General features: G+C 31.2%; 11 protein-coding genes. 3 read left to right on the forward strand and 8 right to left on the reverse strand.

Annotated features, from left to right (window positions below):
* The first annotated feature begins 47 nt into the window (after positions 1-47).
* Positions 48-917, forward strand: a complete 870-nt coding sequence (locus QZ659_RS16165; RefSeq protein WP_291727336.1) for an alpha/beta hydrolase — start codon at positions 48-50, stop codon at positions 915-917.
* 40 nt (positions 918-957) lie between these two features.
* On the opposite strand, the gene QZ659_RS16170 is transcribed toward QZ659_RS16165, so the two are convergent.
* The 5 genes from QZ659_RS16170 to QZ659_RS16190 form a co-directional block, all read right to left on the reverse strand.
* On the reverse strand, positions 958-1,599 hold the full coding sequence (locus QZ659_RS16170) for a hypothetical protein (protein ID WP_291727338.1): 642 nt from the start codon (positions 1,597-1,599) through the stop codon (positions 958-960).
* A gap of 72 nt (positions 1,600-1,671) precedes the next feature.
* Entirely contained in the window at positions 1,672-2,934 is a 1,263-nt protein-coding gene (locus tag QZ659_RS16175) for a hypothetical protein (protein WP_291727340.1), read from the reverse strand.
* Positions 2,935-3,134: 200 nt separating this feature from the next.
* A complete protein-coding gene (locus QZ659_RS16180) occupies positions 3,135-4,196 on the reverse strand; it encodes a hypothetical protein (protein ID WP_291727342.1) in 1,062 nt (353 codons plus the stop codon).
* A gap of 18 nt (positions 4,197-4,214) precedes the next feature.
* Positions 4,215-4,340 (reverse strand): hypothetical protein, encoded by a 126-nt coding sequence (locus QZ659_RS16185; protein WP_291727344.1) that lies wholly within the window; start codon positions 4,338-4,340, stop codon positions 4,215-4,217.
* 229 nt (positions 4,341-4,569) lie between these two features.
* The gene (locus QZ659_RS16190; RefSeq protein WP_291727346.1) at positions 4,570-5,463 is read right to left on the reverse strand and encodes a DMT family transporter; all 894 of its coding nucleotides are present in this window, start codon (positions 5,461-5,463) and stop codon (positions 4,570-4,572) included.
* Between the two features lie 285 nt (positions 5,464-5,748).
* Here QZ659_RS16190 and rpoN point away from each other — a divergent pair, with 285 nt between their 5' ends.
* Together rpoN and QZ659_RS16200 are read left to right on the forward strand one after the other, a co-directional pair.
* Positions 5,749-7,263: an RNA polymerase factor sigma-54 gene (rpoN, locus tag QZ659_RS16195; RefSeq protein ID WP_291727348.1), complete on the forward strand. Its 1,515-nt coding sequence runs from the start codon at positions 5,749-5,751 to the stop codon at positions 7,261-7,263.
* 5 nt (positions 7,264-7,268) lie between these two features.
* On the forward strand, positions 7,269-7,547 hold the full coding sequence (locus tag QZ659_RS16200) for a hypothetical protein (RefSeq protein ID WP_291727349.1): 279 nt from the start codon (positions 7,269-7,271) through the stop codon (positions 7,545-7,547).
* Between the two features lie 72 nt (positions 7,548-7,619).
* Here the strand turns inward: QZ659_RS16200 and QZ659_RS16205 are convergent, their stop codons facing one another.
* Genes QZ659_RS16205 through QZ659_RS16215 form a run of 3 tightly spaced genes read right to left on the reverse strand, consistent with a single transcriptional unit; the run spans position 7,620 to position 12,789 of the window.
* Entirely contained in the window at positions 7,620-10,715 is a 3,096-nt protein-coding gene (locus QZ659_RS16205; protein ID WP_291727352.1) for a lantibiotic dehydratase, read from the reverse strand.
* Positions 10,716-10,760: 45 nt separating this feature from the next.
* Positions 10,761-11,900, reverse strand: coding sequence for a lanthionine synthetase LanC family protein (locus QZ659_RS16210; RefSeq protein ID WP_291727354.1), 1,140 nt, complete (start codon positions 11,898-11,900; stop codon positions 10,761-10,763).
* A complete protein-coding gene (locus tag QZ659_RS16215; protein WP_291727356.1) occupies positions 11,893-12,789 on the reverse strand; it encodes an LLM class flavin-dependent oxidoreductase in 897 nt (298 codons plus the stop codon). Before QZ659_RS16215 ends, QZ659_RS16210 begins: the two co-directional genes overlap by 8 nt.

The raw sequence follows: 12,789 nt of genomic DNA on the forward strand, positions 1-12,789 counted from the left end.
ATTTTTGATTACATTTGAATAAAATTTACATTCAACAACCACCAAAAATGAAAAAGTATATTCTCTCATCCTTGTTTCTATTTTTATTATTTTCAGCATCTGCACAAAACAAAAAAGTTTTTCCATTTGGCATAGTTGAAGAAATTGAGTCCAAGAAACTAGGCGAAAAACGAACACTAAATATTTATCTACCACAAGACTATCACCCAGATTCTACAATAACTTATCCTGTTATTTATGTATTAGATGGCTCTCAAAATGAGGATTTTCCACATATTGCAGGGTTAGTTCAGTTTATGAATATGTATGATATTTTGCCCAAATCTATTGTAGTTGGAATCTCTAATTTAGGAAAATCAAGATATAGAGATTTTACCTATCCAAGCCAAGATAAAAGAGATTTGAAAGACCTTCCTACGAGTGGAGGTTCTGAAAATTTTATCAATTACCTAGAAAATGAAGTTATACCTTTGATAGATGAAAATTACAAAACAAACGCTCAAAAAACCATCATAGGACAATCTTTAGGAGGACTTTTAGCCAGCGAAATACTTTTTAAAAAACCCTATTTGTTTGATAATTATATTATTGTTAGTCCTTCACTTTGGTGGGACGAACAAAGAATGATAAATAAGAGAGATGAATTTTTAGAAACCCTTTCTAAAAATGTAAAAGAACAAAAAAGCAAAAATTCTGATTACAAAAAACAGATTTTTGTATCACTAGGAAAAGAGCATCCAGTTATGCACAAAGTTGCCGATAAATTGGTGGATGCTATCAAAAAGCTAGAAGCAACTAAAAATGGAACTATCCAACTTTTTTATGAGCCTATTTTAGACCAAAATCATGCAACCATACTTCATTTAGCTGTTTATAAAGCCTTTGAGAAGTTCTATAAAAAAGAGACAAAGGAGTAATAAAAAGTATTTTCAAATCAGAAAAATTTAGTCTTTTAGATTATCTCTCAATAAAAATACAATCTGAGTAGGCTGTTTTTATTCCTTCATGGGTTTCAAACTCCAATTTTTTGAGATTTTTAGGGTCAAAGTCTCTTAAATATTTTTCTATGGCAGATTGCAAGATACCAATTTCAGACTTTAGCTTCTGATGCTGTCCATTTTTTTCGTGTAAGACTAAAAAAAGACGATTTTGCAGGTGAAAACGTTTTTGTTTGGATTGATTTTCATAAAGCCATCTTATCAAATCTTGAGGAGTAGATGTAGCAAACTCTATACTTTGATTGTATTTTTTTGGAAAAACACTTGTTTTATGGTCGAAGGGAATTTCATCAATCCAAAAATCTATATACTGATGATAAGGGTCTGAATGAGGGACTACATTCGGATAGCTACAAAAAATATATTCTACTCCTTGTGCTGACCAGAAATTATACCATCGATTGAGTGTATAAATACGCAACTCCTTAAAGTTACTTTGCTTTTCAAATTTTATTTTTATATGATGTTCTAGTTGCCCAAAATGCCTTACTTTGTAAATAAAATTAGTTTCTTTATCCCAGTCATTATTTTGCTTACGCCCCCACTTTTCTATGTGTGGATAACATTTTTTAAGTTGTATTTCTAAGCGTTTTAAGTTCAAAATTTTATACTGCTTTAATATTTAAACCCATTGATAATCAATTGACTAATTATTTTTTCAATTTACTAAAATTTATCTTCTTTTATAATTTCTATATTGTGCTTGTTGCCTGTTCTGATGATGGCGATTTCTGTTTTGGCTTTGCTTCGATACTTTTTGGCTCTTCTTGAGTTTTGTTAAATCTACTGGATTAATAATTCCCTCCTCTTTATTAGAATTATCTTTCAGCTGTTCTTTTTGGGCTACTTTTGGAGTTGGTCTGACAAAAACAAACTCTTTATGTGTTCCCAATTTTCTTTTTATATGCTTTTCTTGATTGGCAGGAAAATGAAGTAGGCTTACCTTATTTTTATCATCAAATCGTTTTTTCTGTTTAGCCAAAGTAGATAAAAATTTAGTCATTCTTTGCTTAGAGAAAAATACAAGCATAAACATCTGTTTCTCTTCGTTCGGTGCTTGAATCTCTAATAGCAAACGTTTTTCTGATTTGTAAGTGATAGTTATTTTCTTTTCGTGAAAACAGAAAGACAAAAAATTATTTTTTTCATTGTAGAGAAAAAATTTATTCTCAACTATTCCGAATAGAGTTGATAAATTATAACTTTTTACTTCTTCATAAGAATCTACTAAAACATTAGAAGAAAAAATACTGATTTTTTTCCTACTTCCTACATTCTGTAATTTGAACTTATAAAATTGGTTGATGAATGTTATGGCTAATCCTATCCAGATTGTTCCTAGAATAGCTAAAACAAGTACACTCATTTCATAAAATATAAATGAATAGGCTGCAAAAGCTATTGTAAATAATGTGAAAATAAAACCTATCGGATATTCATCAAAAAAGGTAAAAATATTTTTACTTTCTCCAATTGGATTTGTAATACTTTTTATTTTTGATGTTTTCTTCTTTATCTCCTCAAAATGTGATGTAGAAAATGGGCTTTGTATCATTCTTTTACTTGCTTGCCAACTCTCTAAAAAAGTAGATTTTAGATGTATGACAGCCTTTTTTTCCTCTACTTCAAATATTTTGAGATGTTTGTTCCACTCTGCTACACTATAAGAAGAAGACAAAGGCGTAATAAAAGCAGGATTAATAATTGGGGCATTCAGTAGTAATTCCCTAGAGATGGGAAAGTTTCGAAGTGTTTGGTTTTGCCCACAATGCCTTCTGTCCATAAATTCCCAAGATTCTCTAAAAAAAGCAGACTTACATCTTGCACAAAAAACTATCTCACTATCTACTTCTATTAAATCGCCAGTAATTGGGTCTTTGCGTTTTTCTTCTAAAAAATCTTGATGAAGATATTTATCTATTTTATGAGTGTGCATTTTTTATATATTTTTGCTTTCTATACAAAAGTCACTACGCTAAAATAATAAGAAACGATAAAATCAAAAACTTAGTTTTTGACTGAAATAAAGTCTTTTTAATCTTTTTCATTAGACAGGAAGTCTGACCTACGTAAATAATCGTAATAAGCTTTAATTACTATCTGCGTTTGAACATTGATAAAACATATTCGATTAAGTTACTCTACTTCTGCATACAACATAAAACTTGTAATTTGAAGTAAATAACCATAAGTATAAACAAGTTCATCTTCTCCAGAAGCATTGAAAATAAAATATTCACACAATTCAATAGCTTTTTTTGTATCTCCAATTTTTTTATGATGATAGCCAATCATATAAAATGCGTGTTCAGAAAAATCGTAGTCGTATTTTTTTGGATTTACTTTGTAGAGTCGTCTTAGAATAAAAAGGCATTGTTCATGGAAAAAAGCAGCTAAAACATAGCTTTCTTTTCTGGAATATGTATGTGCCAAATATTTGTATGCTTTGGCTACCGATGGCAAATGTTCCAAAGGATTATCTTCTGCAAGTTCTTTGTATTTTAGTAAAGATTCTTCAAAATACTCTTTTGCTTTCTCCAAATCCCTATTTTCCTGCATATAATAATCTCCAATAACATGAGAAATTAAAGCACTGCCTGCTTGCTGTGCTTTTTTACTCGCATAAAATGCCTCATAACTCGTATCTATATTTTTCTTTGCCTTTTCTAAATTCTGTATCAATTTAGCTTTCTTATTTGTATCAAGCGTAAAAGCTGCTAAAGTTAGCATAGAATTGAGCAAGTTGTGATTTGGAATAATAGAAAATAATCTTTCCAAACTTTTATAGAGATTTTCTAATTGCTCTTTTGAAAGAATATAGGAAAAGTCTTCTATAAATATCAGCATACTCACTTTCAGAAAAGCAAAAATCACTATAATTCTCAACTCTTCTTTTTGAGCTTCTGAATAGCTTTTTTTGTCTGGAAATTTATCAGCAAAATTATATATCAACTCTTCAATATACTCGCTTTTTATATGCTTATCTGTTTGATTAAAATTTGCTTCTTCAAAATATTTTTTAGCTTGTTTGAGACCTTCAATATTTTTCTTATCCAATAGATAATCTTTCTGACAGAATGTGATAATTCGTTGTAGCATCTCCAATACAGAAAAAGTCATATCTTCATACTGCTGTTTTTCTAATTGCATAGCATCCCATTTCTTTTTGGCTTGCAGAATTTCCCTATAATTTACCATTCCTATCTCTATTCCTTTTCATTTTTTTTCTTGTTCTGTAATTTGAGATAAAAATAGTTGATATTTTTCCGACTTATCTAAAATTGGAGCTATTAATTTGGCTTTAAACTCTTCTTTATCTTCGTATATAAATTTATCTAACATCAAAAATTATTAAAGGTTATCACAGCTTTTTATAGAGCTAATTATTAATGATTTACTAAAAACCAAATTGTGCTTATTTCTCCAAAGCATTGGGGTTGCAAAATCCACACTATAAAGAAATGTTTTTTACAAAATTAACTGTGATAAGGTTTAGTGTTGATAATTAAACTTGTTTTTTTTAAAGATAAAGCTACTCATTTATTTAACAATGTACAAACAAATATTTAATTTATTTTCTACTCACTAAAAAAACGCCTAAAAATATACAAGCAGCCCAAATAAGTTTTGTAACTGTCAGTGAGTCTTTGTCTAATGCCACAGCAATAAAAGTAGCCAAAACAGGTTGTAGATAAATATAAATTCCGACTACACTAGAAGATACACTTCTCAATGCCCAAGCATTCAAGAGATAAGCAAAAAAAGTAGTAAAGAGTACAATATAAGCCAATCCTGCGTAAATTTCGGCTGGCATTTCTTGAAAATTGGTAGTTCCCAAATTTGAAAAACCAAAAGGTAAAACAAAAGGCAAGGCAAGCGTAAACATCCATTTACTAATAGAAAGAGCAGAATATTTCTTCAAAAGTGGTTTGGCAATTACCAAATAGACAGCATATGAAGTGGCATTGAGCAAAATAAATAAATCGCCCAAATTGAAATCAAATTCAACATTTCCTGCTACCGACTTGCTACTAATTAGCATGCCAGCCCCCAAAAGACCTAGACAAACGCCTAGAGCTTTCAAAAATGTAAATTTTTCCCCTCCACTAATTGCCGAAACTACCAAAACTAGCAAGGGTGTTGTAGTCATAATCAAAGCGGCATTGATAGGAGTGGTGCGGGCTAGTCCTTCAAAAAATAAAAGTTGATTGACGACTACACCAAAAATAGCACTCAAAAGCAAAATAATTTTTTCCTTATTATCAGCCAAAACAAGACGTTTGCCTCCTACCAAAATCCAAAATAAAAAAGTTGCTCCCAAAACACGCATCAAGATAGTTGCTGAAGGAGAAATATAAGTAGGCATTACTTCTTTTGCAATCGTGTAATTTGCGCCATAAATCAGAGCCACAGCAAAGAGAGCCAAATGAACTAAAATAGTCTTGTCAATTTGAGGTAATTTCATACTACAAAATTAGAAAATTGTAGTCTCACAATTCATTTAAAAAGCCTTAAAGCCATTATTTTTCCTTCAAAAAATCAGAAATCACCATAAAATTCGTTCCAATTTTGAAAAAATATGAGTTTTTTTAAATTTATCTAAACGACTTTGCTCTTTTTCCGTTTAGAATAGAATAAAGAATTATACTTTGAAATTTTTTTAAAAATAAAACCAACCATAAACGAGGTATTGAATTGCCCTTTAGGATAAAAATACTTAACACGCTCACTTTTTCAACTTTCTATCCCTATGCAAAAATTAACAGTAAAACAATCACTTAGTCAGAAATTATCTCCTCAACAAATTCAATTTATCAAGCTCCTACAAATTCCGACAGCAGAATTAGATTCAAGAGTAGAGGAAGAGTTGGAAAGCAATCCAGCCTTAGAAGAAGGACGTGAGAAAGACAAAGAAGAAGATGGTAACGACGACTACGATGAAATGGATTACTCTGAAACTTCATTAGATTCTATTCAAGATTCTAGTTCAGACGTAAATATCGACGATTATTTGAATAGAGACGATGTAGCAGGTTATAAAATGCAAGGCGATGGAAACTACCAAGAAGAAGAGCGAGATATGCCGATTTCTTCTGTAAGCTCTCTGACAGATGAACTTACTCGTCAGTTGGGTTATTTGCGTTTGGACGAGCGCATGCACGCCATCGGAATGCAACTTATCGGCAGTATTGACGATGATGGCTACATACGTAGAGATATCGACGCAATTGTTAATGACCTTGCTTTTATACAAAATATTCAGACAGATAGAAGTGAAGTAGAAAAACTTCTACGACGCATTCAGCAATTTGACCCAGCAGGAATTGGAGCAAGGGACTTACAAGAATGTCTATTAATCCAACTCAAAAGACTAGAAAAAAATAGAAAAGAAAAAATAGAGCAAGAAAAAGCAGTAGAAAATAAAGAAGAGTTCAAAGTTTTGGAAGATGCTATTCATATTATTTCTATGTGTTTTGAGGAATTTAAGAAAAAGCATTTTAAAAAGATTCAGAGAAAACTCAACCTTTCAGAAGACGAGTTAAGAGCTGCAATGGGAGTTATTCTAAAACTCAACCCCAAACCAGGTGGTTCGGGTTCTGGGATGGTAAAAGTCCAATATGTAATTCCAGATTTTACTATAAAATATAATAATGGAAAACTTGACTTATCACTCAATTCTAGGAATGCACCTCAGCTTCATATTAGTAGAAACTATACAAATATGTTGGAGAGTTATGATAAGAGTGATAAAAAAGATAAAAAACTAAAGCAAGAAGTTTCTTTTGTAAAGCAAAAATTAGATGCTGCCAAGTGGTTTATTGATGCCATAAAACAACGCCAACAGACACTACTCAAAACAATGAGTGCTATTATGGAATATCAGCGAGAGTTTTTCTTAGAAGGAGAAGACTCTAAACTTCGTCCAATGATTTTGAAAGACATTGCCAACGAAATTGGAATGGATATTTCGACAGTTTCTAGGGTAGCCAATAGTAAATCGGTTCAGACAGACTTTGGAGTTTTTCCATTAAAATACTTCTTCTCTGAAAGTATTCAGACCGATTCGGGTGAAGATGTAAGTAGCAAAGAAGTAAAAGCTATCTTAAAGAAACTCATTGAAGACGAGAGCAAACGCAAACCTTATTCTGATGACAAACTAGAAAAACTCCTTCGTGCTAGAGGCTATCAGATTGCACGCCGTACAGTTGCTAAATACAGAGAACAGTTGAATATTCCAGTAGCAAGGCTTAGAAAAGAAGTCTAGAAAGTATGAATAAAAGACAGAAGAAGAACAAAGAAGACTGGAGTAACCTACTACTTGTCAATCTATCTTGTATAGCTTTTGGATTTGTACTTTCAACCACTCTGCATTTGAATATATTCGGATTAGGTCTAGCTTTTTTCATAACATCTATGGTAAACTATGCTATTAGTTCAAGAGCAAACGATACCTATTTGAAATGGGATAGAGTTGGACTTTTTTCCCTCATTGCAAGTTTTTTGTTATTATTGATTGCTATTTTTAATGCACTATCTGATTTACACTAATTTTTCAAAGATTTGATAGAAAGCAAAGGGAGCTTATAAAATTACAACCTCCTTTTTTTTACAATAATTTTATTAGTTTAATACCAATTCTGTCTTTTTTTTCTTCTTCTGACGAGCCTCACAAGAGCGATAATGTTGATGAAGCATATAATAAATCATACATTCATGTTTTCTTTGATTTGACCTAAAAAATCTATTCAAAAACATGTGAATATAACTGGCTATCAAGTCTTCAAGTGGTAACTCTAGTTCTGAATTTTTACGCAACTCTTTTATGAAAGCAATTATAGGTTGTGTTGTTTGAGTTCTTTCTTCATAAATTTGGTCATAAAGAGTTGTATCCCTATTACTGAGTATCGTTTCAATTTCTTTTCTATTATCTCTATATTTTTTGGCAAGTAACTTTATCTTTGAAGAACCTTCAATAGCAAACTCTTTCAAAAATGCCACAGATAAAAACTCCATAATTGTTTTTTTCTGACTTATGGAGAGTCCAAAATCATTCAATAAATAATCTACGCCTTGCATTCCTACTTTCCAACGCAGATTTTCATCCTTCAGATTAGAGAGTATTTTAGAAATAGCTACGCTATCTCTGAAAAATAAATATTCACTATTAGCAATATTTTTAGCTCCATATCTTTCTATTTCACGTTGATAGGTATCGATTTGAACTTTCCATACCAACTCATTTTTTATGTAAGCATCCAAGTTTTGATACATAATACTTATCAAACTTTCATAAAAATTGCCTGTCCCTTTAAATCGCACTCGCAAATGATGCTCTGGGTCGGCATAACGAATAAAAAACCATTCTTGAATGATTTCTTTATCTATCAAGTGTTCTGACAAAGGATGAATAATTGTGGTCAGAATCTCCTCTGCTGTCTTGACACCTGTGTAGATTTTGAAATATAACCACTCTGAACCGACATAAAAATCTCTTTGTACAGAAATCTCATTAACCTTATTTAAAGCAACATTAGATAAGTTTTCTGTCTTTGTCTTATTTTCAAATGGAACAATAAACTCATTGGTATATCCATTTCCATTTTCATCTTTTATGAATAGATTATCCGAATGGTAGAGCATTTCTTCTACTGTAATCTCATTTTTTTTGCGTAACTCTTGCCAAAAAACAGCTAAATTATCATCTTTTTCTGTAAATAAAGGCAAGATATTATCTCCCTCTCCAAAAGTAAGCTGTTTGGGAATATTATTGTCTTGAAAATATTTTCGCAAAATAGACAAAGCCTCTTCTGTTGATTTTTTCTTATCTAACCCAATACGTTTCAGATTTATTTTCCATTGTGCTGAACAAAGTATTACATTTTTATACTCCACTCTAGGCAAATAAGGCTCTGAAGATAGCTCTCCCCAATTAAAAGTCAAATCATTGATTGTTCCTTGTGCTTGCAAATCACACAGAAAACGATATACAGGAACTTCTCCAAAACTAAAATTATGAGCATTCGCCATTCTAGGAAGTATCTCTTTGTTGTACTTTTTAGAACGCAATTTTATTTTTTCTTCTGTTACAGAAACCATAATATCATTCAGATATACAGATTCAGAATTTTCAGAAGGCAAAACTCCAATAGGAATTTCGTAATCACGTAATTTAGGACGAGCAATAATATTTCCTGTACGAGATTCAGGTAAATGAACTATCTCAGCCAAAATTTTATCCTCTGTTATTTCTTGTTCTTTTTTTGCTATTTCTAGGGTATATTTTTCTGTATTTTTATCAGCATGGCAAAACCTTCCTAATAGATTTATAGCTGAAGAACCAGAAGTAAGTACATGTTTGATTTTATACTCTCCCCTGTCAATCGCATCGTGAGATTCTGCCAAAATATTCACTAAAGATGAATAAGTTAGAGGTAATTTATTTACATTATCTTCTGCTGATAGAGATTTCACATCTTTTTCCTCTATTTTTATACTATTTTCCTCATTTTTGAGTGCAGCAATAAACTTTTTTCTGAGTAAAGAACTCCACTTGTTATTTTTACTTTCTTGATTTACAAATTTTAATCTTCGTAATGGCATTCCTTCTAATAAAGGAGCAGCATCATTTTGTGATTGTGATTTTAATGGATACCCTAATCCATTTTCAGGGTCAAGTACATGCATTAAAGGCACTTCTCTTTCCTCATAGCGTTGCAGAAATGCCACTTTAAATTCTTCTAAAAGCTGTTGTTCTTGGAAAACTTCTGCCTTAGCCAATAATTTCACAGTCTGTGCAATGTCTGTTTTTATTCTTGGGTTGAGTTGAGATTCTTCTAAAGAAAGTACAGTATCTACTTGAAATAATGTAGTTAGTTCGAAAGGTATTTCTAACTCTTTAAATCTCTTGGAAAAAGCTAATAAATCTTTATTATTTAATTTATTTTCTTGATAATAACTACTTAAATCTAACAATAAAGCCTCTGATTTTTTTAAGAAATCTACCTCTCTCAAATGTGGATAAGAAGCTAGTAACTCTCTGAGTTGGAGACACAAATTTTGCTCAAATAAAGTTCCTGTCACTTTCAAATCTAATTCGGTAACTAATATTTGTTCTTTTACCAATTCTTGCACAAACTCTGTCGTTTCTTCTAAAGTAATGTCAAATGCTAAGAGCATCTGAGCAATTTGACTAATTTGTTTTCCACCCTTACAAAACTCTATGATTTTGTCTAAAAATTCATCCCACTCTACTTTTGTAATAGCATATTTTCTACGGTTGTTGTTCGCTTTATAATGTTCTATGAACCTAAAGTTTTCAGCTTGTTGGTATAATGTTGTATTTGGATATAATTTCAATAGCTCAACCAGTTCAGAAATTTGATGTAGTTTTTCTACCCAATTAGAAAGAACAGACATATCTAACGAAATATGGTATTTTTTTACTCCTTTATGCAAAAAACTACTTGTTGTGTCAGTCATTTCACCAGCATGTATTCCCGAAAAAGCTCCAAAAGGAGTACAACGAAAACGAGAACGCAAATCATATTTTGTTTTAGATATTTGATATTTTTCTAACTTCTCTTCCTTTACATTTCCTTTTTTATATTCTTGAATTACAGAATAAAACTCTGGAGAAGATAAAAATATGGCTTGTTCGTCAGCTTCTTGTTCTGTAAATAATGGATTGAGAGGAGAACGTAAAAAATAATAATTCATAACTTATTCAAACTATAATTATACTATTAACACTATACTTTTTCACTAAAAATTAGCAGGAAAATCTGTTAGGAGAAAACTATCCCAACCTTTTTGTATTTCATCATCAAAATATAAAAGAAGAACACCAGAAAGTCCTTCTAAAAGAGAGAAATCACTTTGCCAAATAATTTCATTGGCTTGATTAGGAATAGGTAATTTGGTATTAAATTTATTTTTTTCTAAAACCTTAGCTATTTCAGCTTCAAGTCTTTTTATTTCAGTTTGTAATTCTTTTTTTGGAAAAATCTCATTGATTCTCTTAAAAATCAAGCAATTTCCTGCCAACCCATGACAGATTCCTAAATCATAAGTAGCATCATTTGAATTGACCAAATAGTTTCTCTTAGCATCTGCCAATTCAATAGCGTTTTCTAAAACGGAATAAAGTTTTTCCCTTATTTTCTGATTATTAGGTAATACTAAAGCTACCCACGTTAGAGCAACAGCTACTGACAAATCACCATAACACCAAGCTAATCTACTATATTTCTCTCCCACACTCATTGGAAAACAATAACTATTGTTTTCTAATGAGTGTGATAATAGGTACTCTGTCAGAGTAGAAATCGTAGTTTGAAGTTGTTCTTTTTTTTCTTTTTCTAATGTATCTTTTAAAAACAAAAAACCTTTACACAACCCTGCTATAATTCCACAAATACCATGTGCTAGACCTAAATCAGTTAGTTTGTCCGCATCATAGAGCTTTTGAGCCGTATTTTGTAACAATAGAAGTGTTTGATGTACTTTCTGCGTTTCTTGAGCTGCAATAAAAAAATTAAGCACTGACACAAGACCTTCAAATGTATCATAATTCACATCTTTTGCCATTTGAAGAGCATTCTCATAAATATCATCAGCAAAATCTACTATAAACTCTGATTTATGAGAAGCAAATACAGACGGACTTACCTTATCTAAATAAGAGAGCAAAAGTCCAATACCTGAAAGTCCATAGATATTTGAAGGCACAAAAGGAGCATTTTGTATTTCTTTGTAAAATTCTTCTAATAATTTTTCTGCTTTTGAAGCATCTATATTACCTAAAAGATACAGACTTCCTAAGTTTCCTAAAAGGCTAGAATTTTGAAAAAAAACATCACTTTGATTATCAAAATATATTGAAACATCTTCTTTTTTAAACATATACTTCTTTTTCTATTAGTTTACTTAAGTGGTGCAAATTTTCTTCTTTTAAAGAAGCATGCGACAAATCACAAAATACAAAGTTTTCTACTCCAGAATCTTTCGTCAATTTTTCAAATTCTTCATGAAATTTTTCAGGCGAGCCTGTAATATTGGGCTTCCATGTAGAGCCATTACCTAAGAAATTATTTAATTTTAATTCTGCATTTTCATTTGTATCACTACAAACTCCTGCACAAGCAATAACCACATTAGGAATACGTTCATTTCTTTCATAAAAAACATCTCTAAATTTCTTAATAGCATCTGCTAATTCTTTATTCCACTCATTTCCATGAAATAATGAAATGCAATAATCTAAATTGTGTGTAATAGCATTTGCCATTCCTCCAGCTCCACTGCTTAATGCCCAAAGAGTTGGGCTTTTTGTTCCATAAGGAGGTACAGGTACTTGAGAATGCTGATTTCGTGAGAAAAGTATCAAATCTTCATATTTTTTTTCCAAATCTACAGTATCGATATCAATATCTAGCAAATGTTTAGCATACGTTTCTGTAACAGAACCTCGTGCCAATCCTAATTCGATTCTATCACTATATAAAGCAGAAGCCAAACGAAAATTATTTGCTACTCTATACGGATTGTTTACCGATACAATCACACCAGCCGAACCAACTTTTATTTTATCTGTAAAGCCTGCAGCCATTGCCACCATTAAGTCTGTATTTCTCCAAGCTGTATCAGGAGCATGATGTTCAGCTAACCAATATCTTTCAAAACCTAATTCTTCTGCAAGCTGTACAGCAGAAAACGTGTTATTCAGCACATCAGCAGAAGTTTCTTTTGTATCTAGTGAAATAAGTCCTAAATCAAGAATCCCTAGTTTCAT

Source organism: Bernardetia sp. (assembly GCF_020630935.1).
In the GTDB taxonomy this organism is placed as follows: Bacteria; Bacteroidota; Bacteroidia; order Cytophagales; family Bernardetiaceae; genus Bernardetia.